Below are 26,330 nucleotides of genomic sequence, written 5' to 3' on the forward strand. Positions count from 1 at the left end.
GCTCGCCGCTCAGGGGCGCGCGAGAACGGCGGTCGAGTTTCGATTGCCGTTGAGGCTGACGCGACAGATCGGGCTCAGCCGTAATAGCCGTACGCGTAGTAGTACGTGTCGGCATAGTGAGGATTGCGCCGCGTGTCGACCTGATTCATCACCGTGCCGAGCATGGTGACGCCGGCATGGCGCAGCTGCTTCAGGGAATTCTTGACCGCGCGACGCGACGTCGCATCGGACTTGACCACGAACAGCACGCCACTGACCAGGCGTCCGAGGGTCAGCGCATCCGAGGCGGCCTGGCAGGGCGGCGAGTCGAGCACGACACGATCGAAGCGGGTGCCGAGCTGTTCGAGGATCGCGGCGAACTTCGGGTTGACCAGCAGATCGGCCGGGTTGGCAACGCTGCCGCCGGCGGTCAGGACCCAGATATTGCCGGCCTCGCTGTATTGCAACGCATCGTCCAGCGAAGTGCTGCCGTTGACGACGTCGGAGACGCCTTTGCTCGACGGCGGCAGGTTGAAGTAGCGGCGCATGACCGGCTTGCGCAGGTCGGTTTCCACCAGCACGACCTTTTCGCTGGCACCCAGCGTCATCGCCAAGGCACCGCAGATGCTGCTCTTGCCTTCGGCCGGAACCGACGAGGTGACCATCACGCGCTTGTGCTCGCCGCTCAGGCGCAGCGCCGCGCAGGTACTGCGCACGCCTTCGGCGAAGGGTGTGCGGCTGTTGCTCGTCAGGTACTTGACCAGATTCTGCTTGCGCCCACCGAAGCCGCGGACCAGCGGCAGCACGCCGTACACCGCGAGCTGGGAAATCGATTCCATCTCCTCGGCGCTCGAGATGCCTTCGCTGAGCAGGTGGTGCAGGGCGGCCAGCATGATGCCAGCCAGCAGCGCGCCGATCGCCGACAGCAGGACGATCTTCTTCTTGTTCGGCCAATGCGGGCTGCGCGGCTCGACCGCCGGGTCGATCACGCGGGCCGACACGCTCTGATAGCTGCTGGCGACATCGGTTTCGCGGAAGCGCGTCAGGAAGGTGTCGTACAGCTCGCGATAGGTCGTGACTTCGCGCTCCAGCACCGACAGCTCATAGCCCTTGCGGTCGAGCTGCTGGACGTTGGACTTCGCGGTGCGCAGGCGCGCCGACAGATCGCTCTCCGAGGCCTGCGAAATCTCGTACCGGGTGCGGATGCCGGCGGCAGCAATGCGCAGCTGCTCGTTCAGGGCGGCTTCGGCGTTGTCGAGGCGTGCCTTGGCGGTGACCATCTGCGGATGCTTGGTGCCGTAACGCTCCTGGACCTGGCGCACGGCTTCCTGGGCTTCGAGGAAGCGCGAATTGGCCTGCTGGACGACCGGGTCGTTGAGCAGTGCGCTCACATCGCGCAGGCGGCGCGCATCGTTGCCGGCCATGCGGATTTTTTCGTAGCTGTTCTGCAGGTCCGAGCGCTCGCGCTGGGCCTCGCGCAGGCGCCGCGAATAGTCGAGCACTTCGTCTTCGGTCAGGCCGCGCGTGCCGCCGACATTGACCAGGTTTTCCTTCTCGCGGAACTGCTGCAAGGACTTTTCGGCGCCGCTGAGCTGCTTCTGGATGTCTTCGAGCTTGTCGGTCAGCCAGGTCGTCGCCTTGGTCGTCGCGTCGAGGCGGGCCTGCAGGCCGCTCTCGATATACAGGTCGGCCAGTGCGTTGGACACCCGCGCTGCCAGTGCCGGCGATTCGGCGTCGTAGTGAACCGTGATCACTTGCGAGTACGGCACCACTTCGACCGTCGTGTTTTCCATGACCTGGTCGATCAGGCCGGCGAGGCGCTGCTCCTCGGTCTCCGGCTCGCTCTGGGTAAACTCGGGCGGCAGGAACGGCAGGTACTGGAGCAGATCCTTGAGCGCGAAACGCTCCTCGTCAGGATCGGGCTGGAATTCCGGGGCATTGCTCAGGTCCAGGCGCGTCACGACCTGGCGCGCGATATCGCGCGAGCGCAGCACGGCCATCTGCGAGAACAGGAATCCCAGTTCCGGCGTGGCCTTGTCGTAGACGTCGCCAATCTGCGCGACGCGCTGGCTCTGCGACTCGATCAGCAGGCTGACGGTGCCGCGGTAGACCGGCTTGAGCGAAAACGCGATCAACGCAGCGATCGCCGCGGCGAGAATGGTCAGCGCGGCAATGCCCCACTTGTAACGGCCAAAGGTCCGCGCCAGCTCGGGAAGGTCGATCAGCTCGTCTGGCCGCCCGCTGACGGGGCTGGCTTGTTGGGTCATGTCAGGTGTCTACTCGACGGGCTGGACGGATGGCGAATTCAGAAAAGGCGTTCGTCGACAATGATGTAGTCGCCAGGCAGTACCGCGCTCTCCATGGTGACCTTGACCCGGTCGTTGCTGGCCGAGCTGCTGTTGCGCTGACGATAGATCCGCGACGTCGAGCCAAACGGAGTCAGACCGCCGGCGAGCGTGACCGCCTTCTCGACGTTCAACCCCAGGCTGTACGGGTAGGAGCCGGGCGTGCGGACCTGGCCGCTGATGAAGACCGCCCGATAGCTGGCCAGCGATACGCGCACGTCCGGATTGACCAGATAGCCGCCGCGCAGCTGATTGCGGATGCGCTGCTCAAGATCGCGGACCGTGCCGCCGGCAGCGTTGATCGTGCCGAGGAACGGATAGTTGATGACGCCCGAGGGATCGATCAGCGCATCGAGCGTCAGCTCGGCTTCGCCGAGTACTTCAATGCGAACCGTGTCGCCGCTGCCGAGCCGGTAGACCGCCGCATCCAAGGGGTCGGAGCTCAGCGGCTGAGGCGCCGGCTGCTGCGCCTGGGGCGGGGCCTGATAAGGCACCTGATACGGTGCCGCGGCGACCTGGCGTGCCGGCTGCTGCGGAACGTAGGGCCGCTGCGGTGCCTGTGCGGGCGGTGCCGGCATCACGACCGGAGGCCGTGGTGCCGGAGCGGCGCGCGCGACAGGTGCCGGGGTATAGACAGGCGGCGCGTAGACCGGCACCGGCTGCTGCGGTGCGCGGTCCACATAGACTACCGGCGGTGGTGATGCGCACGCAGATACCAGGCACGCAACAGCAATTAGCGGCAATCTCACGTCAGCATCCTTCTATCCAGGCAACGCTCAGCGGGCGTAACGAATACCAATATAGCCGTAAAAACGATCGTAGTCGGCGATCACGGCATCGTCCGTATCGCGGCCAATCGAGGACGCGGTGCCGAGTAACTTCAGATAGCGGCTCAGCAGATACTCGGCATCAAGCACCACGCCGAGGGTGTCGTCGTTGCGGTCGATTCCGATGAACTCCGAATCGATATAGCGGACGGCGAGCTTGCTGTTGAAGCGAGCGCCCCACTGCTGCGACCAGGAAGCCGAGCCGTAGCGGTTGTTGATGAAATCCGCCGCCAGCAGGTAGCTTTCCTGCGTGATGCGGCCGGTCTGGAGTTCAAACGTGCTGGTCGCGCGCGGGCTCCAGCTCAGGCCGGCGTTCCAGTCGAAGCCGCTGTAGTCCTCGCGACGGTCGTCACGCGGGCGGCGGTTGACGTAACCGAGATAGATATTGCCGGAGGTCTTGGCGGAGGCCTTCCAGTTCGAGCCGAGGCCATAGCGCAGTTCGGTCGCGCTGCGGTCCAGTGCACCCGGCGCAACGACTTCGTACAGCGAACGGCTGGCCGACACGGTCGTGAAGACGGAGGTCTTGGCGCTCAGGTTGTAATAGACGCCAGCCTGGCCCAGCACACCCTCATGATCAAGAAACTGGGTCGCCGCCTCGTTGGTCGTGTAGGTCTTGTTCTTCGTCGCAAGACCGATGTCGAAATTGAGCTGATCCGTCGGCAGGCCGTAGCGATAGCCGAGGTTGCCGAGAATCTCGCGGTACTCGTCGAGCTCGCGGGTTTCCAGCGGCGTGTTTTCAGTGCGCTCGGTGCCGAACGGATCGTGATCGAAGCTCAGGCGGGTGCCGAAGCGCCAGCGATTGCGCGCCGATGAAACCCAGTCGGCGCCGACGCCGATGCGGCTGTCGAAGTAATCGTCCACGTCGTCCGGAACGTCGAAGGTTGCAAACTCGCCGGAGGCTTCAAGCGCCATGCGCGCGCGCGGCAGTACGCGGATCGCGGCAAGCTCGGGCTTGAGCAGGAAGCCAGTGCCGTCGGTCTGCTCCAGCTCGTCGCCGGTGTAGAAGAAGTTATCGGTAAACGATGCGCCGGCTTCGAGGCCGCCGCGCAGCACGGTGCCGTCGATGCCGTCCTGCCCGAGGCTGACCGGAAATGCGTTCTGGGAAGCGGTCTCCTGAGCCATTGCTGGAGCGGAGATTGCCAATGCAGCCGTCACGGCCAGTCCCAACCTAATCGTGCTCACGCTTCTCATATCCCAGGGTCCCCGTTGCTCGAATTCATATTTACGCCTAGCGCCTAAGCCTATATCAGCACGATGAAAAAGGACACTGGGGCGGGGCTTCGGGGCGCTTGAGAACAAACGACTCGTTGTACCTTGCGAATCTTGCGCGCCCTGCAGCGCCGAACAGCTGCATCCCAACCGCACCAGTACGCCAGGAAGCCCGCTTTGGATGCGCCCCGTCAGCGGCCGCCGAGGGCGACCGGCACATCGTCGTCGGCAGAAGCCGGCTCCTGTGAACCGGGGGGCGCTTGCAGCGGCGAGAAGCGGCCATCGGCCCGCGCTGCGAGCCCCGCGTAGACGGCCATCGCAAGGAACAGGGAAACCGAGAAGTAGGACGGATTGCTCTGCGACACGTTCATGATGATCAGCGTCGCAACCGCGCTGAGCACGATAGGCGCGGCGTCTGCCGCCGCGGCGTTTCCGTAGGGCAGGCGATAAGGCAGGCGATACAGCAGCCACACTGGGATCAGCAGCGTCAGCATGAAGCCGGCGAAGCCGAAGACGCCGCCGGCATGCAGCATCTGCAGGAACACGTTGTGCGCCAGCAGAATCATCTCGTAGCCGGAACCGAACACCGGCGACGCCCAGATGTCGTCCATCACCGCGGCGTTGATGGTCGAGCGCACCGAATCCGACGCCACCGCGCGGTTGTTGAAAAAGCGCGAGATCGCCGAGTTCGAATTCAGATCCATCAGCTGCACCAGCGAGCTGATCGCGGCCAGGCTGGCGACGCTGACGACGCCAACCAGAAACGCGGTCTGGATCTGCTTCTTCAGGCCAGGCTGGAACAGCACGAACATCAGCGCAACCATGATCAGCAGGCCGCCCAGCGAAACGCGCGAGCCGGAATAGTCGATCGCCCACCACAGCGCGCCCACCCCGGCGGCAGCGGCCAGCTGCACTGCACGATTGCGGCACTCGACCAGCAGGATGCACAGTCCCGGCATGCCGAGGAAGGTGTTCATGCCCAGCACGTTCGGATGCGGATTCAGGCCCTGGGCCCGGCGCAGATGGGTCCAGAAATACTCGTCATGGCTAGGGATCAGACCGTTGCAGTAGGCGATCGTAAACAGTGCGCCGAACACCGAGCCGGCGGTTCCGACCAGCAGCACGAAACGGAATTCCGCCCACGAGCGGATGCGCACCAGCAGGGTCACCAGCGGCATCAGCACAACGCCGGCCATCAACTTCAGGAAAGGGATTTCCTGGGGGCCCATGTCGTCGGCGAAGTAGGCCAGCGCCTTGTCGGTAAGCCGGTAATGCGATGCGGTCAGCTGATGGCTGGGCCCGGGGCTGCCCAGCAACACGTCATACAGCCCGTTCACGACGTAGACGGCGGCCAGCAGGAAGAAGGCCAGCCCATAGAGCGCGCCGATCGATCGCAGGTCGGGTCCGGCCCAGGCTTCGTTCTTGTGCGCGCGCTCTATCGCGCCGACGCCGACGGCGGCGAGGAACAGCAGGATGAAGATCGGGATCGGCAGGCCGGGGTCGAAGTCGGGGATGGCCGTGAAGAAAAGCGCTCCCGACAGCAGCCACGCGGAAAGATTTCGCGGTAGTGCTACCAGCTTTGACAGCGGCAGGCGTGGCCTGATCAGAATCCCGAGCATGGCCGTATCTTAGCGAAAGCGATCTGGCCGCGGCTTTCTCATGAAGCGCCGCCAGGCGTCGCACGGAGCGCTGTCCGGTACTGCTGTTCCAGCAGATCGTCCAGCGCGCCGGAGTCCGAGAACAGGGACGACCAGAACCAGCGGTAGGCGTTGCTGCCCAGTTCGGCGGCGAGCACGTCATCGGTCAGGACCCGCTGCATCAGTTCCGCCAGTTCCGCGGGATTGTCCGTGTTCAGCAGCAAGCCGCCGCCGCTGTCGCGGACATAGTCGGACGCCGCGCAATGCGCCGAAACGACGAAAGGAACGCCCAATGCCGCCGCTTCCAGTACCGACAGCGGCTGTGCCTCGTAGGCGCGCGTCGGCAGCACGAGCAGGCGCGCCGATGCGAGCCGGCGGCGCAGCTCGGCCTGCTCCAGCCAGCCGGAGATGCGCGCATCCGGGCAAATCTCAAGAACCTGTTCGGTGATGCCGCCGGAACCCAGGATATACGGCGAGAGGCCGGCTTCGCGGCAGGCCAGGGCGTAAAGAATCGCGCCCTTCTCGAGCGACAGCCTGCCGACGAAAGCGGCGTTACTGCGCTGCTCCAGCGGAACCGGCGCCCATTTCGGCATCGCCACCGCGGACGGGACGACGACGAAAGGAACATGCTCGGGCACATACGGCGCGAGCAGGTTGCGACTGAACTCGGAGACCGCCAGCAGGCGATCCACCGACGACGGCAGTTCGCCGACATGGCTCTGTACCCATTGCCGAGCAACCCGCCAGAGCTTGTGAGCGCGGTTGCGGGAGTCACAATTGGTCACCACGCATTGCAAGCTCATCGGCTGCAGCTTGCAGGTGGCGCCCAGCTGGAAGTCGTACAAGGAACCGTTGGGGCAGGCGACGAAGGAATCGTGCAGCGTGCAGATGACCGGCACCTGCTGTTCTTTGGCTGCCGGAATCACGCTGGACGACAGCGCCTTGCTCCAGCTGTGGATGTGGCAAACGAGATCGCGGCTGCCGAGCCGCGAAATCAGCTCGGACAGCCGGCGGCGTGCGGTGAAGTTCCACAGCCCCTGCGTCATCGCCTCCAGGCGATTCGGGTTGCCCAGGATGTCGTGCTGGCCGCAATCCTCGTAGTGCACGCCATCCTTGAGCCCGCGCGGCCCGGCAAGCGCGCTGAGAAAATGAACCTCATGACCGCGCCGGGCCATCGCCTCGGCCTGTGAAATCGCGACTGCTGACGCGCCGCCGGCCGAGCGTTCCGCATAGTCGTTGATGACGATGATCTTCATGCGGGGCAATTCAGTGGCGCCATTCACCGGGCCTCGATCAGGGTTCGCAGCCCGTCCTCGAGCTCGATGCCGGGCCGCCAGGCCATCGCGTGCGTGATCGCAGAGATATCCGCCAGTGAATGCCGCACATCCCCGCTGGCCGGGGGATGCCTCTGCACGGCAGCCGCGCCGGCATATTGACGCGCCATCAGCGCGTGAAGCTGATTGACCGAGATGGATCTTCCGGTGCCGCAGTTGAAGACCGATGCTTCCGGCGCCGAGCCGGCCTGCAGCAGACGCCGAACAGCATCGACGAAACACCGGGCGACATCCGCCACATGAATGAAGTCGCGGGTCTGCTCGCCATCGCCGTAGATTGCGCAGGCTTCGCCGGCCGCCAGCCGTGCGGCGAACTTGCTGATGACGCCGCTGTAAGGAGAATCGGCGCGCTGACGCGGTCCGTAGACGTTGAACAGGCGCAGGCCGATCGACTGCAGGCCGCGCACGCGCCAAGCCTGGCCGCTATGTTCCAGATAGAGCTTGTCAGCAGCGTAGGGCGATAGCGGTTCCGGACGCGCGCTCTCGGCCAACGGCAGTTGATCGCTGGATCCGTACACCGCGGCCGAGCTCGCATAGATCACCGGAACGCGCAGTCGCGCCGCTTCGCTGAACACCGCGGCACCCACCGCCGCATTGCGCCGGAATCCATCGGCGGGATCGTCGAACGACTGCTGGACCGACACCAATGCGGCGAGGTGCACAACAGCCTTCGCCTTCGGCAGTAGCGAACTCAACAGCCGGCGGTCGCCGGCGTCGCCTTCGACGAAGCGCAGCTCGCGGATCACACCGCCCTGCAGATTGGAAAGGCTGCCGTTCGACAGATCGTCCAGTGCGACGACGCTCGCGCCCGCCGCGCACAGCTGTTCGCAGACGTGGCCGCCAATGAATCCCGCGGCGCCGGTGACCAGAACCTCCACACCGTGGAGTGACTGCAGCGAGTCATCGCTCATGGGCCGCTCCGCTCAAATGAGGTCCGCGCCTTCACGTTCGCAGCCGACGACCGGCAATCGCGACTCCGCGAAAGATCAGCAGCGCGCCGATTGCGGAGACGACCGCGGCAAGCATGACGGGAAAGGGGCGGACCAGACACAGACCGAGCAGCAGCAGCGGTGTATCCAGCACGGTCCGCGTCAGGGTCTGCACCGGCGATAGCGGGCCGCTGGCTTCGCCTTGCGCCGGCTTGAGTACATTCATCATCGACGCCGTATGCAGGTAGGACGACATGCCGGCGGCGAACAGGAAGCTCGCGGCGATGGCGAGTCTCGCGTCCATGTTGGCGCTGAGCACGGCGTACACCGCGATGGCGGTGGCGCTCTGGCGGATGTGATCGCAATAGACGTCGAGCCAGCCGCCATATCGGCTGCTGCGTTTGGTGGCGCGGGCCAACTGGCCGTCAGCGCAGTCGAGCGCGAAGGCAAGCTGCCAGAGCACCGCGGCGCAGGCCCAAGCCAGCCAGCCGGTCCCGACGATAAAGGGTATGCAGCCCGCGATCGCGATTGCCAGTCCAATGACCGTGACCGCATTCGGACTCAGCCCGGCGACCAGCGCGAGCGCCGCGAACCCAGCGCCCAGACGCTGACTGACCCAGCGCGTGGCCCAGCCCTGGTTCGGTGTATCAAAGCGCTGCGTCAGCAGATCGCGCCACGTCACTGAGTCCATCAACGCTCCTCCGGTCGCGACGAAGATGCCTGCATCCAGCGCCAGGCGTCGGCGATGATCCGGTCGAGATCGACGTGACGCGGCGTCCATTTGAGGACGCGCTTCGCGCGGCGGGCGTCGCCCACCGCATACGGTGGATCGCCTGGCCGGCGCGGCCCGAACCGATAGGCAACCGGCCTTCCGGTTACGCGCTCGACGCTACGGATCACGTCCAGCATCGAATGGCCGCGACCGGTGCCGAGATTGTAGGCACCGGAAGGGGCGTCGGCATGCAGCCCGTCGAGCGCGGCGACATGGGCTGCGGCAAGGTCGGCGACATGAGTGAAGTCGCGGATGCAGGTGCCGTCGGCCGTCGGATAGTCGTTGCCGTTGATGACGATCTCCGGCAACACGCCGAGCGCCACCTTGAGGACCACCGGAATGACGTGCGGCTCGGGATCGTGGCACTCGCCGATTTCGCCGTCGGGGTCGGAACCCGCCGCATTGAAGTAACGCAGCAGCGCAAAACGCCAGGCATGTGCCGCCGCGTAATCCTCGATCATCTCCTCGATCATGCGCTTGCTACGCCCGTACGGCGACGCCGGCGTGATTCGCGCTTCTTCAGGAATCGGCGACCGCCGGGTGCCGCCATAGACCGCGCAGCTCGATGAAAGGATGATCGTGCGCAGGCCCGCGCGACGCATCGCTTCGAGCAAGACATAAGTGTTGGCAACATTGTTGCCGTAATAGATTTCGGGGCTGCTGATCGATTCGCCGACGTAGGCGAACGCGGCAAGATGAATCACCGCCATCGGCTTGTACTTGCCGATGACCTCGGCGAGGCGCGCCCCATCAGCCAGCTCCCCCGATTCGAACGGACCCCAGCGAACCGCGCTGCGATGGCCGCGACAGAGGTTGTCGTAAGTAATGGGCACGTAGCCGGCTGCCGCCAGCGCTTTGCAGGTATGGCTGCCGACGTAGCCGGCGCCGCCCGTCACCAGAACATTGCGGTTCCCGGCGCCGCTCACGCCGGCGTCCCCGCGAGCAGATCGCGATACAGAGCGAAGGTTTTCTCGTTCATCAGCTCGGCGGAGAACTCGCGCTCGAACTTCTCGCGACCGCGCCGGCCCATTGCCTTCAGCTCATTCTTGTCGAGTGTGCTCAGGATGGCGGACAGCTGTTGCGGATTCTCAAGGCTGAACAGCCGCCCGGTCTGGCCATCCTCGACCGCTTCAGTGAACGGCGGACGGCTGCTCGCGACGATCGGCATGCTGCAGGACATCGCTTCGAGCGCGACGAAGCTGAAACCTTCCCAACGCGACGGCATGATCACGACGTCGAACAGGCCGAAGCTGGCAATCGCACGTTCGCGCGGCAGCCAGCCCAGCTTGTGGATGTGCGCGGGCAGCGCTGCGTCGCTGGTCGTCAGGTCGTTCAGCGCGGCAGCGCCGATCATGTAAAGCGCATAGCGATCGGCGGGCATCTCGCGAAATGCCGCGAGCAGCACGTCGACGCCTTTCTGGTAATCGAAGCGGCCGACAAACAGGCAATTGAGTTTTGCGGGATCTAGCTGCACCTCGACCGGGGCGGCCTTCGACAACGGCGCCGAAATGCCGTTGCGGATGACATGGCACTTCGCCGCCGGGAAGCCGGCCGCGATCAGCGCCGACTGCTCGGCATGCGAGACATTGACCAGCGCATCGCAGTTGCGCGTCAGCAGGCGTTCCGCAAGGCGCATGACCGCGTTCTTCCAGCGCTTGACGTCGCGCAGGAACGACCAGCCCTGCGCCGAATAAACGATCTTCGGTCGCCGCGCTCCCCACAGCGGTGCCAGTGCGCGTACGGCAACCCCGGCGAAACTGCTGTGTGCGTGCACGACATCGGGCTTGAAGCTTTTGACGGCGGCGTGCACCGCGCGCAGGAGCCTGAAGACCGACGCAGGATCGCGCCCCTGGCGTTCGTAGCGCAGCAGGTCGACACCCTGCAGCGTCGGCAGGTGCGTCAGCTCCTTGTCCGGCGCGAGCAGGCAGACCTGATGGGCGCCATACACCTGCGCCTGTACCGGCAACGCCTCGATCAGATAGGTTGCGATGCCGCCCTGCAGAATCTCCGCAACGTGCAGTACCCGGGGCTGGCTCATTGCTTGATCTTCTCGATCGTTGCCGAGGTCGAGATCGACGGCGTGCGTGGCAGATAGACCACCTTGCAGATGTCCGACAGGTGATCGAAGCGACCAGCCCAGTCATCGCCCATGATCAGGATGTCGGCGCGATGTTGCTTGACGTATTCTCGCTTGAGGTCGAGCGAGGCTTCATGAAAAACCTCGTCGACGACGCGCAAGGCGCCGAGGATGCGGCAGCGCTCTTCGAGGGAATAGATCGGCATCCGTCCCTTCTTGCTGGCATTCAATTCGTCGGTCGACACGCCGACGGTCAGGTGGCTGCCGTGGCTTCTGCACCGCTCGAGCAGATTGAGATGCCCGACATGGAAGATGTCGAAGGTGCCGAAGGTGATTACGCGCATGCGAGATTCATCGCCACAATTTCTGAACGAGCCAGCGGGTCGCCGGCGGTGGTAGTGCCGTCAGACCCACGGCCACCCATGATTTCAAGCTGCCGCGATCGATATCGATGCTCTCCCGTGCGGCGGCTTTTGCGCCCGGATGATCGTCGCTGAGCAGGCGATAGCGGGCAAGCAGGTAATGCAGTCGCGCGCGGAAGCTCGCCGAAGCGTGATCCTGATAGCGCTCGGTGAAGATGGCCAGATCGTGTACGCGCCGGCTGACGTCGGCACCGACGCCGCCCGCGGTGATGTGCGAGATCACCAGCGTGCGCGGATCGATCGTGACCTTGTGCGCTTCCGCGATCCGCCAGAACAGATCCCAGTCGTCCCAGACGCGCAGGCGCCGGTCGAAGCCGCCGGCGTCGCGAATCACGCTGGTGCGCGTCAGCCAGGTTTGCGTAAAGGCCACCGGCGTGGTGCGCGCCGCCTCTGCAGGCAACACGCCGGGATGCTGCAGAGGCGGCGGAGGAAACGAGTACAGCGCCGGACCGCCGTGACGCAGCATCCCGCAGGAGTGCAGCATCAGGCCGGGCTCACGCTGTAATGCGGCGAACTGGTAGGCGAGTTTGTCCGACAGCCATTCGTCGTCGCTGTCCTGGAACGCAATCCACTCGCCGCGTGCGGCTTCGAGCCCGGTGTTCCTGGCGCCGGCGGGGCCGCCATTGGTTTCGCGGCGGATATGGATCGCGCGAGGATCCTGGAACGAGCGGACGACGGCGCCGATGTCTTCCTGCGAACAGTCGTCGACGACAATCAGCTCCAGATCGCGATGACTCTGGCCGAGGACGCTGGCGATGGCGCGGCGCAGCAGCTTGCTGCGGTTGTACGTCGGCAGTACGACGCTGATCGTCGGCGTGCTCATGCCTTGGCCTGGCCGCGTCCGAAGGTTTGCCGCAGCAGCCCGTACGTTGCGGGGCCGCCCAGCGCGGCGGCGGTGTGCGCCCAGCGTGCGGCATTCTGCGAGTCGAGCGACAACGCCTTCAGCAAATGCATGCGTCCCTGGCGCGTGTCGCCGGAGCGGCTCAGCAGGCGTCCGAGCTCGTCATGCAATTGCGCGAGCGGGCGCGGATGCTGCGCCCACAGGGAGCCATGCAGTTCGATGATGCGCCGCAGGCTGCCGATGCGCTTCTGCGGTGCGAAGTTGAGGCTTGATGCGCCGCCGTGCTTGACGACCAGCGGCTTGTCCAGCGCAAACATCGGTCCCTGCCGGAACAGGCGGAACGACAGTTCCCAGTCTTCGAGGTTCGGCATCTGCTCGTCGAAAAGGCCGGCGTCGAGCAACGCCTGTTTCGAGGCGAGCCAGGTCGGAGTGATGAAGCAGAAGTCGAAGATGTTGTCGGCCTGCCAGTCGCCGGCCTGCATGCGCGCGTCCGGCCCCCAATAGCGGTGCGCGCCGCCGGTCGCCGACAGTGCCAGATACCCGCCGCAGACCAGGCTGGTCTGCGGCGGGCTCTGTCTGAACGTTTCGACCTGGGCCTCGAGCTTGTCGGCGAGCCACTCGTCGTCGCTGTCCTGGAAGGCGATCAGCGACGCGTGCGCTGCACGGATGCCGGCGTTGCGCGCCACGGCGGCGCCGCGATTGTCCTGGCGCAGATAACGCAGACGCGGATCGCTGAAGCTGGCGACGACTTCAGCGCTGTTGTCGGTCGAGCCGTCGTCGACGACGATCAGCTCGAAGTCGCGGAAGGTCTGCAGCAGCACGCTTCGAATCGCGCGCGGCAGCAGCTCGGCACGATTGAAACTGGGCATGACGACGCTGACGGCCGGCTCGCTCACGCAGACCCTCCGACGGCGGAGTGATGGGCTTGCGGGGTGCTGCCGACGGCGGCACGCACGCGCGCCCAGGCGCTGCTCAGCGCGGCAAGCGCGGCCAGGCGGGACTGCTTGACCGCCACGGTGTCGTAAAGGTCGTTGTGCGTGAGGTATCCGGCGCCGTGCAGCGCGAGCAGCGCCGCCTGCATCTCGGCTGCCGGCAGATGCCGGTGCTCGAACAGAATCACGGTCGGCTGGTAACGGCCCAGATCGATCGTCTGCAGGATCTTCCAGTCATAACCTTCAGTGTCGATATGCAGAAGGTCGAACTGCGCGATGCCGGACTGTGCGCACAGCCCATCGAAGCGCTGGCACTCGACCGTCGACTCGACGATGCGCTCCGGCAAATCCGCCAGATACTGCTGATGCTTCAGCAGGTGCTGGCGATCGAACGATCCGAGCTGGTCGTACCAGGGCGGCAGCGAGGGTTCATTGCTGGCGCGCAGATGAAAGAACGGACGGCTGCCGGCGCTCTCGCCGATCGCGACGTTTGCGAACTGCAGACCGGACACCGGCTTGTAGCGTGCCAGCAGCCGCTGATAGATGAACGGTACCGGCTCCACCATCAGGCCGCGCCAACCGTTGTGCAGGATGTGGAAGCGCAGCGGATCGCCGTAGCCGGCGTCGTTCGAGCCGATCTGCACGAAACGCACGGGGCTCATGCTTTTCGCCAGGCCGTCGAAAAGCGCGGGGTGCCAGTTGCGCTGTCGTCGCGGCGCGATGCGACGCCAGGCCGAGCGGGCGAGGTGCCCGCGGCGTGTATCGGGCGGCAGCGCCCACAGCTTCAGGGCGTGGAGCAGTTTCATGCCGCACCGCGCGCCGGCTTGATCAGCGTGCGCTTGATGGCGCGCAGTATTTCAAAACCAGGCAGTACCGACGCAGTGACCGCCGCCGGATTGTGTCGCCAGAAACTCGGATGCATCCACGCGCCGATCAGGGCGTGTTTCCAGAGCACGCGCAGACCGGGTTCAGGCGGGAAGCGCAGCACCAGCAGGTGGCGGCTGGCCTTGGCCATGCGCTGCACGCGCGCCGGCGCCGCAGCGATATCCGGAGACTCGTCGATCATCCGCCAGTAATCGCGCCAGATGCGTTGGAACACGTCGGGTCGGGTGCGCTGATCTTCATAGCGGCGCCAGCCCGACAGTACGCGATTCAGCTTGCGCGGCTGGGTGCGGAAGATCAGGCGCAGCCAGTATTCGAGATCGCAGCCGTAGAACGCGCCGTTCCAGCCAGTGGTCTGGCGCGCCACGTCGGCGCGAAAGAAGATCGAGCTCTGCGGCAGGCACATCGAGATGGCGAACACGGCGTCCCAGCTGAAGGCCGGCATCGTCCGCGTGTACTGCACCTCGTCCCGCTCGTTGATGTTGTTCAGATCGCCATAGATGAAGCCGCACTCGGGATGGCGCTGGAACTCGTCGACGACCGCCTTGAACGCGCCGGGATAGTAGATGTCGTCGGAACTCTGGATGCCGACGACGTCGCCGGTGACCTGGGCGAGTCCCTTGTTCACCGCATCGGCGGGGCCGGAGTCCGGTTCGGAATGCCAGCGCAGCTGCGGGAAGCGCGCCGCATACTCGCGCAGGATTTCGACCGTGCCGTCCTTGGAGCCGCCGTCGGCGACGATGACTTCGTACGGCGGGTAGTCCTGCAGCAGGATCGAATCCAGGGTTTGCGCCAGGTAAGGCGCCTGCCGGAAGCTCGGCACCACGATGGAGACGCGGAGCGCGGTGGGAGAGGCGGATTGCGGGTCGACTTTCATTGCACGACGAAATACTGCGAAGCCAACATCCGCGATCACCTTCTCTCAATAAATGGCTGAGTTACAAACGAGTTACAGGGCCGGGCGAATATCGCACAGGCATCAGATGCCGTGAAGTGAGCGGCCACTATCTGTAAGGAACCTTGCAGCCGAGCGCGGCAGATGGCGGATCGGCTAAAATGCGCGCCGGGGAGCAAGGCGAAATACGGGCAGGGTCATCGGGTTTGGCTTGAACGCCTGGGGTGAGTCCAGCTATACTTCATGGGATTGGTGCGGCGCACCATCGCCAAGTAACTTCATGAAGACGGCGAAGCGCATAGCACTGCTCCAGATTTTGATCACGTTGATTGCTGCTGCCCTCTGGTGGGGATGTGCGGACACGCGATCGGGCTTGGCAGCTTTGGTAGGGGGCAGTATCGGGGCCGTACTGACGATATATGCCGCCATCAAGACCTTCGCGACGTCGGGGACGGACGCAGGTCGAGCGGTAATGAATTTTTATAGGGCCGAGGTGAGAAAACTAATTCTCGCCGCGGTTTTGTTCGCGGTCGCGGTTCGGTTTTTTGCCGATGTTTTCGCGCCGGTGATTGTCACTTTTTGCATGACATTGCCGGTGTATTGGTTCGCGCTTCTTTGGGATACGAACGATGGCTGAAGCGGGTCATTCTCCAGCAGAGTATGTGACGCATCACTTGCATCACTGGGCCACCGGCCATGACGCTGCGTTCATCACGGCTGCCGCCTGGCATCTGGATACGCTGCTCATCTCGACCGTTCTGGGTCTGATTTTTCTCACCCTGTTCCGTATCGTTGCGGTGCGCGCCACCAGTGGCGTACCCGGCAAGCTGCAGAATTTCGTTGAAATCCTCGTCGATTTCGTCGATGGCGCGGTCAAGGACGCTTTTCACGGCAACCGCGGCTTCCTGGCGCCGCTGGCCCTGACGATCTTCGTCTGGACCTTCCTGTGGAACTGCATGGACCTGATCCCGGTGGACCTGCCGCCGATGATCGCCAAGCATGTCTTCGGTCTCGAATACTTCCGCGCCGTACCGTCGGCCGACATGAGCGCGACCTTCGCGCTGTCGTTGTCGGTGTTCGCGCTGATCCTGATCTACAGCGTCAAGGGCAAGGGTTTCGGCGGCTTTACCAAGGAATTCCTCACCCATCCGTTCGGCGCCAAGATGTTTCCCGCCAACGTCGTGCTCAATTTCGTCGAACTGCTGGCCAAGCCGATGTCGCTCGCGCTGCGACTGTTCGGCAACCTCTACGCCGGTGAGCTGATCTTCATCCTGATTGCACTGCTGCCCTGGTGGGCGCAGATCATCCCCGGCCTCGGCTGGATGATTTTCCACATTCTGGTCGTGACTCTGCAGGCGTTCATCTTCATGACGCTGACCATCGTCTACATCAGCATGGCGTACGAGAATCACGACGCGCATTAAGGTTTGTTGCAGTTTTCGCCGCACAACGATTTCCACCACGTAACACACGGAGTTTAGTCATGGAGTTCATCGCTCAGATCCAGGCCAACACGGCGCTGACCATCGGCATCATCTTCGGCCTCGCCGCGCTCGGCACCGCGATCGGCTTCGGTCTGCTCGGCGGCAAGTTCCTGGAAGGCGCTGCCCGCCAGCCGGAAATGGCCAACATGCTGCAGACCAAGATGTTCATCATCGCCGGCCTGCTCGACGCCGTCTCGATCATCGGCGTGGCCATGGGCCTGCTCATGATGTTCGCGAACCCGCTGCTGTCGGCCGTTCAGACTGCTGCTGGCGGCTAATGCCGCTGGTGTTCAGGACTCGTTTGATTCAAGCCGGAGCTTAGGGCCATGCAGGCAAGTATCCCGTCCATCGTTGGCCAGATGATCGTGTTCGGCATCTTCGTCTGGTTCACGATGAAGTTTGTCTGGCCGCCGCTCATGAAGGCGATGGAAGAGCGTCGCCAGAAGATCGCCGACGGCCTCGCCGCCGCCGAGAAGGGCGCCCGCGCGCTGCAGGACGCATCGGCCAAGAGCGAAGAAGAGCTCAAGGTTGCGCGCGTGCAGGCGCAGGAAATTCTCAGCGCCGCGAACAAGCAGGCGTCGCAGATTGTCGAGCAGGCCAAGACGACCGCCCAGGTAGAGGGCGAGCGCATCGTGGCCAAGGCTCACGACGAAGTGCAGCGCGAGCTGGCACAGGCTCGTGAAGGTTTGCGCAAGCAGGTTGGCGAGCTGGCCGTGGCCGGCGCCGCCAAGATCCTCAAGCGCGAAATCAATGCTGCCGCGCACGCCGATGTTCTCGGCGAGCTGGCTGCTCGCGTCTAAAGGCGAACGACGACATGGCGGAACTCAGCACACTGGCCCGGCCGTACGCCAAGGCCGTGTTTGAACTGGCTCGCGACGGCAAGTCGCTCGCGGCCTGGGGCGAGGCGCTGTCGGCGCTGGCCACGTTGGTGACTGCTCCCGCGGTCGCCAGCCTGATCGGTCATCCGACGCTGACCAAGGCACAGCTGTTCGGCGCGCTGGAAAAGGCGCTGAGCGGCAAGCTGTCGCCGCAGGCTGTGGCGCTGGTGCGTCTGCTCATCGACAACGGCCGTCTCTCGACCGTGCCGGCGATCGCCGCCGAGTTCGAGCGTCTGCGTGCCGAAGCCGAAGCGCGCATCGATGTGGAGATCACATCGGCCGCCGAAGTCGCTCCCGCCCAGCGTGATCAGCTGTCCGCCGCCGTCCGCAAACGTCTCGCGCGCGAAGTCGCCATTGCCTGGAAGACCGACCCTGAACTGATTGGCGGCGCGCTCATCCGCGCCGGCGACCTGGTCATCGACGGCTCCATCCGTGGCGAGCTTGCTCGTCTTCAAACTGCACTCACGCGCTAAAGCCCCCAAGGCTGATCGCCCGGCTTCAACATTTTCAGGAAACGGTTCGCATGCAACTCAATCCTTCCGAAATCAGCGACCTGATCAAGGCTCGCATCCAGAATTTCGACGCCGCCACTGAGGCGCGCAACACCGGCACCATCGTGTCGCTGCAGGACGGTATCGTGCGCGTGCACGGTCTGTCCGACGCGCTGCAGGGTGAAATGCTCGAGTTCCCGGGCAATACCTTCGGTCTGGCTCTGAACCTGGAGCGTGACTCCGTGGGCGCCGTCGTTCTGGGCGACTACAAGCACCTCAAGGAAGGCGACACCGTCAAGACCACGGGCCGCATTCTCGAAGTGCCGGTCGGTCCGGAACTGCTGGGTCGCGTGGTGGACGCGCTCGGCAACCCGATCGACGGCAAGGGGCCGATCAATTCCAAGCTCAGCTCGCCGATCGAAAAGGTCGCGCCGGGCGTCATGGCGCGCGAGCCGGTCAACCAGCCGGTGCAGACCGGCTACAAGGCCGTCGACTCGATGGTTCCGGTCGGCCGCGGCCAGCGCGAGCTGATCATCGGCGACCGTCAGACCGGCAAGACCGCGCTTGCGATCGACACGATCATCAACCAGAAGGGTTCGGGCATTAAGTGCGTGTACGTCGCGATCGGCCAGAAGGCCAGCTCGATCGCCAACGTCGTGCGCAAGCTCGAAGAGCACGGCGCGATGGGTCACACCATCGTCGTCGCCGCCTCGGCTTCGGAAGCCGCCGCCCTGCAGTACATCGCGCCGTACTCCGGCTGCTCGATGGGCGAATACTTCCGCGACAACGGCGAAGACGCGCTGATCATCTATGACGATCTGTCCAAGCAGGCCGTCGCCTATCGCCAGGTGTCGCTGCTGCTGAAGCGTCCGCCGGGCCGCGAAGCCTATCCGGGCGACGTGTTCTATCTCCACAGCCGTCTGCTCGAGCGCGCCGCGCGCATCAATGCCGACTACGTCGAGAAGCTGACCGGCGGCAAGGTCAAGGGCAAGACCGGTTCGCTGACGGCGCTGCCGATCATCGAAACCCAGGCCGGCGACGTTTCGGCCTTCGTTCCGACCAACGTGATCTCGATCACCGACGGCCAGATCTTCCTCGAAACCGACCTGTTCAACGCCGGTATCCGCCCCGCCATGAACGCCGGTATCTCGGTGTCGCGCGTCGGTGGTGCTGCGCAGACCAAGGTCATCAAGAAGCTCGGCGGCGGCGTCCGTCTGGCGCTGGCCCAGTACCGTGAACTCGCTGCGTTCGCGCAGTTCGCTTCCGACCTCGATGACGCGACGCGCAAGCAGCTGGAGCGCGGTCAGCGCGTCACCGAGCTGATGAAGCAGAAGCAGTACAAGCCGCTGTCGGTTGGCCAGATGGGCGCGACGCTGTACGCCGTTGAAAAGGGCTACATCGACACGATCCCGGTCAACAAGGTTCTGGCCTGGGAAGAAGGTCTGCACCAGTTCCTCGACTCGCAGCACGCCGACGTGATGGCGACGCTGAACAAGGGCGACTGGAGCGATGCGATCGAGGCCAGCCTCAAGGCCGGCATGGCCGCCTACGTCAAGCAGTCCGCGATCTAAGCCAGCACTAACGGAGTAGATCGTGGCAGGCGCCAAGGAAATCCGCACCAAGATCAAAAGCGTGAAAAACACGCAGAAGATCACGCGGGCGATGGAAAAGGTTGCCATGTCGAAAATGCGCAAGGCGCAAGATCGCATGGCGGCCGCCCGCCCGTACGCAGAAAAGATTCGCCGCACGCTGGGTCATCTGGCGCAGGCGAACCTCGAGTACAAGCACCCGTTCACCGTCGAGCGTCCGGTCAAGCGCGTTGCGTACCTGATCGTGTCTTCGGACCGCGGTCTGTGCGGCGGCTTGAACATGAACGTGTTCCGCACCGCGGTGCGCGATGTGCGTGAACTGCGCGCCAATGGCGTCGAAGTGGACTTCGTCCTGATCGGCAACAAGGCGGTGTCGTTCTTCAAGCGCATGGGCGGCAGGGTGTTGGCGACGGCAACCCACCTCGGCGACAAGCCGACGCTGGAACAGCTGCTCGGCATCATCAAGGTCGTCACCGACGCCTATCGCGACGGTTCGGTCGACAAGGTGATCCTGTTGTCGAACGTCTTCGTCAACACGATGACGCAGAAGGCGACCGCGCAGCAGCTGCTGCCGATCGAACCGGTCAGCACCGACGGTCTGCTCGATCACTGGGACTACCTGTACGAACCGGCATCGACCGAGCTGCTCGATCTGGTCCTGATGCGCTACGTCGAATCGCAGGTCTACCAGGCGGTCAACGAGAACGTGGCGAGCGAGCAGTCCGCGCGCATGGTCGCAATGAAGTCCGCGACCGACAACGCCGGCAAGATCATCAGCCAGCTGCAGTTGGTCTACAACAAGGCACGTCAGGCGAGCATCACCAAGGAATTGGCGGAAATCGTCGGCGGCGCTGCCGCAGTCTAATTTTTAGTACGGGGCCTTAGGCCACGTTTGACAGGAATGAAGGAAATGAGCACGAGCACTGGCAAGATCGTTCAGGTCATCGGCGCAGTCGTCGACGCGGAATTCCCGCGCGATGCAATCCCGAAGATTTACGACGCGCTGACGGTTGACGGCACCGAGCTGACGCTCGAAGTCCAGCAGCAGCTGGGCGACGGCATCGTTCGCACCATTGCATTGGGTGCCTCGGAAGGCCTCAAGCGTGGCCTCGTCGTGCAGAACACCGGCAAGCCGATTTCGGTGCCGGTCGGCCCGGCCACGCTCGGCCGCATCATGGACGTGCTCGGTCGCCCGATCGACGACGCCGGCGACGTGAACTCGGCCGACAAGTGGTCGATCCACCGCGCCGCGCCGAGCTACGAAGATCAGGCCGGTTCGACCGAACTGCTCGAAACGGGCATCAAGGTCATCGATCTGCTGTGCCCGTTCGCGAAGGGCGGCAAGGTCGGTCTGTTCGGCGGCGCCGGCGTCGGCAAGACCGTCAACATGATGGAATTGATCAATAACATCGCGAAGGCGCACTCGGGTCTGTCGGTGTTCGCCGGCGTCGGTGAGCGTACGCGTGAAGGTAACGACTTCTACCACGAAATGGCCGAGTCGAAGGTCATCGACACCGAAGACCTGTCGAAGTCGAAGGTCGCGATGGTGTACGGCCAGATGAACGAGCCGCCGGGCAACCGTCTGCGCGTCGCGCTGACCGGTCTGACGATGGCCGAATACTTCCGCGACGAAGGTCGCGACGTGCTGTTCTTCGTCGACAACATCTACCGCTACACGCTGGCCGGTACCGAAGTATCGGCACTGCTCGGCCGTATGCCGTCGGCGGTGGGTTACCAGCCGACGCTCGCCGAGGAAATGGGCGTGCTGCAGGAGCGCATCACCTCGACGAAGACCGGCTCGATCACCTCGATCCAGGCCGTCTACGTTCCGGCCGACGACCTCACGGACCCCTCGCCGGCGACCACTTTCGCCCACTTGGATTCCACGGTCGTGCTGTCGCGTGACATCGCCTCCCTGGGTATCTACCCGGCCGTCGATCCGCTCGACTCCACCTCGCGCCAGCTCGATCCGAACGTCATCGGCACCGAGCACTACAACACCGCCCGCGATGTGCAGGGCGTGCTGCAGCGCTACAAGGAACTGAAGGACATCATCGCGATTCTCGGCATGGACGAGCTGTCTGAAGAAGACAAGCAGGCCGTGGCCCGTGCGCGCAAGATTCAGCGCTTCCTGTCGCAGCCGTTCCACGTTGCCGAAATCTTCACCGGCTCGCCGGGCAAGTACGTCTCGCTGAAGGAAACGATCCGCGGCTTCCGCGCCATCGTTGACGGCGAAATGGACCACCTGCCGGAACAGGCGTTCTACATGGTTGGCACGATCGACGAAGCCGTCGAAAAGGCCAAGAAGCTTTAATCGCTGACGTCCGGGAAATCCGATGGCAAACATCCACGTCGACATCGTTTCCGCTGAAGGCCAGATCCACTCTGGCGAGGCGACGATGGTGTTCGCGCCGGCGGAAATGGGCGAAGTCGGCATCGCGCCGCGTCACGCGCCGCTGCTGACCCGTCTCAAGCCGGGCACGGTGCGCGTGCAGCAGGCTGGCGGCGAAGAACTGCAGTTCTTCGTCGGCGGCGGCATCCTCGAAATCCAGCCGCATCTGGTGACGGTCCTTGCCGACACCGCGCTGCGCGCCAAGGATGCCGATGAAGCCGCGGCGCAGGCCGCCAAGGCCGCCGCCGAAGAGAAGCTCGCCGGCGCCAAGACCGAACTCGACACGACGCGCGCGCAGCAGGAGCTGATCGAAGCCGCCGCCCGTCTGCAGTTCGTGCAGAAGCTGAAGAACCATACGCACCAGTAAGCGGTTTTCAAAAGATGACCGTCCCGCTCATGTTCAGGCAGCATGAGCGGGATTTTTGTTTATAGGGCCCGCTCAATGTCGAAGACCATCGCGCCGCTGCATTGCATCGTCCTGGCCGCAGGCCAGGGCACGCGCATGAAGAGCGCACTGCCCAAGGTGCTGCACCCGCTCGCCGGTCAGCCGATGCTGGCTCACGTGCTGAGCGCCGCGCGCGGCTTGTCCGCCGCCGGCATTCACGTCGTCTATGGCCATGGCGGCGACCAGGTGCGCGGCTGGTTCGAGCGCAGCGCGCTCGCCGGGACCGATGTGCACTGGGCACAGCAGCGCGAGCAGCTCGGTACCGCGCATGCCGTGCAGCAGGCAATGCCGCAAGTGCCCGACGACGCCGTGGTTCTGGTGCTGTACGGCGACGTGCCGATGATCTCGTCCGCAACGCTGCAGGCCTTGCTCGAGGCCGGCCGCCGCACGCTCGCGGTGCTGACGGTGGAACTGAGCGACCCGGCTGGCTACGGCCGCATCGTCCGCAACCGCGCGGGCGCGATGACTGGCATCGTCGAAGAGAAGGAAGCCAATACGCGGCAGAAGCGCATCGGCGAGATCAACACCGGCTTCATGGCGGCACCGGCCAAGCGCCTGCGCGGCTGGCTCAAGAAAGTCCGCAACGATAATGCGAAGGGTGAGTACTACCTGACCGACATCGTCGCGCTCGCGGTCAAGGACAAGCTCAAGGTGGCGACGGTGAGCGCCGCCGATGCCTCCGAGGTCGAAGGCGTCAACGACCGGGTGCAGCTCGCCCGTGCAGAGCGCGCCTGCCAGCTGCGTCAGGCGAACGTTTTGCTGCGCGATGGTGTGGCGCTGGCGGATCCGGCGCGCCTGGATATCCGCGGCACGCTGAATCACGGGCGCGATGTATCGATCGATGTGGGCTGCGTTTTCGAAGGCCAGGTGACCCTCGGCGACGGCGTGCGCATCGGCCCTTACTGCGTCGTCCGCAATGTCACGATCGGCGCCGGCACGGTCGTCGAATCGCATAGCGTGCTCGACAGCGCGACGGTCGGCGCGCGTTGCCAGATCGGGCCGTTCGCGCGCCTGCGGCCGGAGGCCGAACTCGCCGACGAGGTCCATATCGGCAACTTCGTCGAGGTCAAGAAAGTGAAGCTCGGCCAGCGCAGCAAGGCCAATCACCTGGCTTATCTGGGCGACGGCGAGGTTGGCGCCGACGTCAACATCGGCGCCGGCACGATCTTCTGCAACTACGACGGCGCCAACAAGCACCGCACCGTCATCGAGGATGGCGTCTTCATCGGCTCGGACACCCAGCTGGTTGCGCCGGTGACGGTCGGCCGCAATGCCACCGTCGGCGCCGGTTCGACGATCGTCAAGGACGTGCCGGCCGAAGGCCTGACCGTCTGCCGCGCCCGCGAGCAGAAGACCTACGCGAACTGGAAGCGACCGCAGAAGAAGCCGAAAAGCTAGTCAGGCAGTCCTCTGGGGGCGCAGCTAAACTAGGCGTCCTGTTCCCGAATAGACCCTGCCATGTGCGGAATCGTCGGCGCGATCGCGCCCAAGGATGTGAGCCCGGTACTGATCGAAGGCCTGCGCCGCCTCGAATACCGTGGCTACGATTCCACCGGCATCGCTCTGGCCCAGCCGGGCGGCGGGCTCGCGCTGCGCCGCAGTGTTGGCAAGGTCGTCCAGCTGCAGGCCAAGATCCAGGCCGATCCCTGTGAGGGCCTGCTCGGCATCGCCCATTCGCGCTGGGCCACGCATGGCGGTGTGACCGAAGCCAACGCGCATCCGCACGTCTCGGGCGACCGCATCGCACTGATCCACAACGGCATCATCGAGAACCATGCCGAGCTGAAGACCGAGTTGCAGGGCAAGGGTTATGTCTTCAAGTCGGAAACCGATACCGAAGTCATCGCCCATCTGATCCACGATCTGGTCAAGCAGGGCGCGGATCTGACCGCCGCGGTACAGCAGGCCGTGCGGCGTCTGACCGGGGCTTACGCGATTGTCGTTTTCGATGCGCAACAAGCGGATCGCATCGTCGTCGCGCGCATCGCCAGCCCGCTGGTGATCGGCCTTGCCGACGATGCAAATTACGTCGCGTCCGACGTGCAGGCATTGTTGCCGGTCACGCGCCGTTTCATCTTCCTCGAAGAGGGTGACGTCGCCGACATCCGCCGCGATCGCGTCTCGATATTCGATATCGCCGGCAAGCCGGTGACGCGGCCCGAGCACGAGTCTTCGCTGTCCGCCGATGCCGTCGAGCGCGGCGACTACGCGCACTACATGCTCAAGGAAATCTACGAGCAGCCGCGCGCGATTGCCGACACGCTGTCCGAGCGCATCGCCGGCGACCATGTGCTCGAGGCGGCTTTCGGTCCGCGCGCCGCGGAAATTCTGCCGCGCATCGAGCAGGTCCATATCGTCGCTTGCGGTACGAGCTATCACGCCGGCCTCGTTGCGCGTTACTACCTGGAGCAGGGCGCGCGGATTCCCTGCGCCGTCGAGGTTGCCAGCGAATACCGCTATCGCGATCCCGTCGTAATGCCGGGGACTCTGTTCCTCGCAATCTCGCAGTCCGGCGAAACCGCCGACACGCTCGCCGCGATGCGTGAAGCCAAGAAGCTCGGTTACGTCGCGACCGCGGCGATCTGCAACGTGCCCGAATCCTCGCTGGTGCGCGAAGCCGACATGTCGCTGATGACGCGCGCCGGTCCCGAGATCGGCGTCGCCAGCACCAAGGCATTCACGACGCAGCTCGCTGCGCTTGCGCTGCTCGGGCTCGCCATCGCGCAGCGTCGCGGCATCGATCGTCGCGTCATCTCGCTGTACACCCGCCAAATGCGTTCGGTGCCGGAGATGGTCGAACACACCCTCAAGCTCGATACGCAGATTCGCGAATGGGCCGCCCAGTTCGCGAGCAAGCACCATGCACTGTTCCTCGGCCGCGGCCCGACCTTCCCGATTGCGATGGAAGGCGCGCTCAAGCTCAAGGAAATCTCGTACATCCATGCCGAGGCGTATGCCGCCGGCGAGCTGAAGCACGGTCCGCTGGCATTGGTCGATGCGGACATGCCCGTCATCGCCGTTGCGCCGAACAACGCATTGCTGGAAAAGCTCAAATCCAACCTGCAGGAAGTCCGCGCGCGCGGCGGCCGGCTGTTCGTCTTTGCCGACCCCAACACGGGCATCGAAGAAAGCGACGGTGTCGAAGTCATCACGATGCCCGACCACATCGAGCCTCTGCAGGCGCCGCTGATCTACACGATTCCACTGCAGCTGCTGTCGTACCACGTTGCCGTGCTGCGCGGCACCGATGTCGATCAGCCGCGCAATCTGGCGAAATCGGTCACGGTCGAATAACGCGGTGGCTGTCCTTAATCGACGACGGTGGGCGCCGTTACGGCAGGTCGCGTCGTTGACGCTCGTCGCTCTGTCGGCGGCCTGCGTCCCGTCGTTCAGGAGCTTCGAAGAGCCGCCGCCAGTGGTCGTCGGCCCGCCCTGCACGGCAACCCAGGCATTCGGACTGACCTTCAGCGCCTACCTGGGAATGGATGATTCAAGGATCGTCGAACGAAATCTGCCAGGCCTCGGCAGCGGCGTGCCGGCGGCGCGCTACCGACTCACGCCTTGGGGTTCTTCTTTTGCACCGTACTCGACCGTCATCGCGACGCTGACCCCACGCTCGGGTCGCGTCGCCGTGGTCGCCGCCGCTGCGCACTTTCAGAGCCGGGATGCGGCCTATGCGCAACTGGCCGACTACCGGCGGCTTTACGTGCAGCAGGGTGGTTGGGCCATCAAGGACAGCCGCCTCAACCCGGATGGTTCGACCAACCTCGAGGTCAGCAACCCGCAGGTGCTGATTCGCATCGCGCTGGATACGCGGCCGCTGCGCGTCGATCCCGCAGATCTGCCGTCGCCGCCGGGAGCGATTCGCGTCCGGATGGTTTGCAGCGACAGGCAGATGGAAACCAAGGCATTCGGGGAGACCTTGAGGGCGCTGCGATAAGGGCTTCCGTCTCTTGAGGTCGCCAAAGAA

At 64.5% G+C, this 26,330-nt stretch carries 26 protein-coding genes; 12 read left to right on the plus strand and 14 right to left on the minus strand.

Features of this window, described 5'->3' with window-relative positions; genetic code table 11:
- Positions 1-74 precede the first annotated feature (74 nt).
- The 14 genes from AC3WUF_RS02695 to AC3WUF_RS02760 all read right to left on the minus strand — a co-directional run bounded on the left by AC3WUF_RS02695 (position 75) and on the right by AC3WUF_RS02760 (position 15,063).
- The gene (locus AC3WUF_RS02695; RefSeq protein WP_492422158.1) at positions 75-2,246 is read right to left on the minus strand and encodes a GumC family protein; all 2,172 of its coding nucleotides are present in this window, start codon (positions 2,244-2,246) and stop codon (positions 75-77) included.
- Positions 2,247-2,284: 38 nt separating this feature from the next.
- Positions 2,285-3,004 carry a polysaccharide biosynthesis/export family protein gene (locus AC3WUF_RS02700; RefSeq protein ID WP_492422160.1) on the minus strand — a complete coding sequence of 240 codons (720 nt, stop codon included), beginning with the start codon at positions 3,002-3,004 and terminating at the stop codon, positions 2,285-2,287.
- 96 nt (positions 3,005-3,100) lie between these two features.
- Entirely contained in the window at positions 3,101-4,273 is a 1,173-nt protein-coding gene (locus AC3WUF_RS02705) for an outer membrane beta-barrel protein (protein WP_492422162.1), read from the minus strand.
- A gap of 278 nt (positions 4,274-4,551) precedes the next feature.
- Positions 4,552-5,979, minus strand: a complete 1,428-nt coding sequence (locus tag AC3WUF_RS02710; protein ID WP_492422164.1) for an O-antigen ligase family protein — start codon at positions 5,977-5,979, stop codon at positions 4,552-4,554.
- A 38-nt stretch (positions 5,980-6,017) separates the two neighbouring features.
- Positions 6,018-7,253: a glycosyltransferase family 4 protein gene (locus AC3WUF_RS02715; protein WP_492422166.1), complete on the minus strand. Its 1,236-nt coding sequence runs from the start codon at positions 7,251-7,253 to the stop codon at positions 6,018-6,020.
- Between the two features lie 23 nt (positions 7,254-7,276).
- A complete protein-coding gene (locus AC3WUF_RS02720) occupies positions 7,277-8,242 on the minus strand; it encodes an NAD-dependent epimerase/dehydratase family protein (protein WP_492422168.1) in 966 nt (321 codons plus the stop codon).
- A 31-nt stretch (positions 8,243-8,273) separates the two neighbouring features.
- Positions 8,274-8,951: a CDP-alcohol phosphatidyltransferase family protein gene (locus AC3WUF_RS02725; protein WP_492422170.1), complete on the minus strand. Its 678-nt coding sequence runs from the start codon at positions 8,949-8,951 to the stop codon at positions 8,274-8,276.
- Positions 8,951-9,958 carry a UDP-glucose 4-epimerase GalE gene (galE, locus tag AC3WUF_RS02730; RefSeq protein ID WP_492422172.1) on the minus strand — a complete coding sequence of 336 codons (1,008 nt, stop codon included), beginning with the start codon at positions 9,956-9,958 and terminating at the stop codon, positions 8,951-8,953. Before galE ends, AC3WUF_RS02725 begins: the two co-directional genes overlap by 1 nt.
- Positions 9,955-11,070 carry a glycosyltransferase gene (locus AC3WUF_RS02735; protein WP_492422174.1) on the minus strand — a complete coding sequence of 372 codons (1,116 nt, stop codon included), beginning with the start codon at positions 11,068-11,070 and terminating at the stop codon, positions 9,955-9,957. Before AC3WUF_RS02735 ends, galE begins: the two co-directional genes overlap by 4 nt.
- A complete protein-coding gene (locus AC3WUF_RS02740) occupies positions 11,067-11,453 on the minus strand; it encodes an FAD synthase family protein (protein ID WP_492422176.1) in 387 nt (128 codons plus the stop codon). The genes AC3WUF_RS02735 and AC3WUF_RS02740 overlap by 4 nt, the downstream gene beginning before the upstream one ends.
- Positions 11,454-11,460: 7 nt before the next feature.
- On the minus strand, positions 11,461-12,354 hold the full coding sequence (locus AC3WUF_RS02745) for a glycosyltransferase family 2 protein (RefSeq protein ID WP_492422178.1): 894 nt from the start codon (positions 12,352-12,354) through the stop codon (positions 11,461-11,463).
- Positions 12,351-13,268, minus strand: coding sequence for a glycosyltransferase family 2 protein (locus AC3WUF_RS02750; protein WP_492422180.1), 918 nt, complete (start codon positions 13,266-13,268; stop codon positions 12,351-12,353). Before AC3WUF_RS02750 ends, AC3WUF_RS02745 begins: the two co-directional genes overlap by 4 nt.
- Entirely contained in the window at positions 13,265-14,110 is an 846-nt protein-coding gene (locus tag AC3WUF_RS02755) for an FkbM family methyltransferase (RefSeq protein ID WP_492422182.1), read from the minus strand. The genes AC3WUF_RS02750 and AC3WUF_RS02755 overlap by 4 nt, the downstream gene beginning before the upstream one ends.
- Complete coding sequence (locus AC3WUF_RS02760) at positions 14,107-15,063, minus strand: glycosyltransferase family 2 protein (RefSeq protein ID WP_492422184.1); 957 nt, start codon at positions 15,061-15,063, stop codon at positions 14,107-14,109. The genes AC3WUF_RS02755 and AC3WUF_RS02760 overlap by 4 nt, the downstream gene beginning before the upstream one ends.
- A gap of 298 nt (positions 15,064-15,361) precedes the next feature.
- Here AC3WUF_RS02760 and AC3WUF_RS02765 point away from each other — a divergent pair, with 298 nt between their 5' ends.
- The 12 genes from AC3WUF_RS02765 (at position 15,362) to AC3WUF_RS02820 (ending at position 26,300) form a co-directional block, all read left to right on the plus strand.
- Complete coding sequence (locus tag AC3WUF_RS02765) at positions 15,362-15,718, plus strand: ATP synthase subunit I (RefSeq protein WP_492422185.1); 357 nt, start codon at positions 15,362-15,364, stop codon at positions 15,716-15,718.
- The gene (gene atpB / locus AC3WUF_RS02770; RefSeq protein ID WP_492422187.1) at positions 15,711-16,505 is read left to right on the plus strand and encodes a F0F1 ATP synthase subunit A; all 795 of its coding nucleotides are present in this window, start codon (positions 15,711-15,713) and stop codon (positions 16,503-16,505) included. Before AC3WUF_RS02765 ends, atpB begins: the two co-directional genes overlap by 8 nt.
- Positions 16,506-16,564: 59 nt before the next feature.
- On the plus strand, positions 16,565-16,843 hold the full coding sequence (gene atpE, locus AC3WUF_RS02775) for a F0F1 ATP synthase subunit C (protein ID WP_492422189.1): 279 nt from the start codon (positions 16,565-16,567) through the stop codon (positions 16,841-16,843).
- Between the two features lie 48 nt (positions 16,844-16,891).
- Positions 16,892-17,365 carry a F0F1 ATP synthase subunit B gene (locus AC3WUF_RS02780; RefSeq protein WP_492422191.1) on the plus strand — a complete coding sequence of 158 codons (474 nt, stop codon included), beginning with the start codon at positions 16,892-16,894 and terminating at the stop codon, positions 17,363-17,365.
- A gap of 14 nt (positions 17,366-17,379) precedes the next feature.
- Positions 17,380-17,916 carry a F0F1 ATP synthase subunit delta gene (locus tag AC3WUF_RS02785; RefSeq protein ID WP_492422193.1) on the plus strand — a complete coding sequence of 179 codons (537 nt, stop codon included), beginning with the start codon at positions 17,380-17,382 and terminating at the stop codon, positions 17,914-17,916.
- Between the two features lie 50 nt (positions 17,917-17,966).
- Positions 17,967-19,505, plus strand: a complete 1,539-nt coding sequence (atpA, locus tag AC3WUF_RS02790; RefSeq protein WP_492422195.1) for a F0F1 ATP synthase subunit alpha — start codon at positions 17,967-17,969, stop codon at positions 19,503-19,505.
- Between the two features lie 22 nt (positions 19,506-19,527).
- Entirely contained in the window at positions 19,528-20,388 is an 861-nt protein-coding gene (gene atpG, locus AC3WUF_RS02795) for a F0F1 ATP synthase subunit gamma (protein ID WP_492422197.1), read from the plus strand.
- 45 nt (positions 20,389-20,433) lie between these two features.
- On the plus strand, positions 20,434-21,837 hold the full coding sequence (gene atpD / locus AC3WUF_RS02800) for a F0F1 ATP synthase subunit beta (protein ID WP_492422199.1): 1,404 nt from the start codon (positions 20,434-20,436) through the stop codon (positions 21,835-21,837).
- Between the two features lie 22 nt (positions 21,838-21,859).
- Positions 21,860-22,282, plus strand: coding sequence for a F0F1 ATP synthase subunit epsilon (locus tag AC3WUF_RS02805; RefSeq protein WP_492422201.1), 423 nt, complete (start codon positions 21,860-21,862; stop codon positions 22,280-22,282).
- Positions 22,283-22,378: 96 nt separating this feature from the next.
- Positions 22,379-23,758, plus strand: a complete 1,380-nt coding sequence (gene glmU, locus AC3WUF_RS02810) for a bifunctional UDP-N-acetylglucosamine diphosphorylase/glucosamine-1-phosphate N-acetyltransferase GlmU (RefSeq protein WP_492423541.1) — start codon at positions 22,379-22,381, stop codon at positions 23,756-23,758.
- Between the two features lie 60 nt (positions 23,759-23,818).
- A complete protein-coding gene (glmS, locus tag AC3WUF_RS02815) occupies positions 23,819-25,654 on the plus strand; it encodes a glutamine--fructose-6-phosphate transaminase (isomerizing) (RefSeq protein WP_492422203.1) in 1,836 nt (611 codons plus the stop codon).
- Between the two features lie 55 nt (positions 25,655-25,709).
- On the plus strand, positions 25,710-26,300 hold the full coding sequence (locus AC3WUF_RS02820; RefSeq protein ID WP_492422205.1) for a hypothetical protein: 591 nt from the start codon (positions 25,710-25,712) through the stop codon (positions 26,298-26,300).
- Positions 26,301-26,330: the final 30 nt, after the last annotated feature.

This window comes from Fontimonas sp. FW305-C-3 (genome assembly GCF_058783185.1).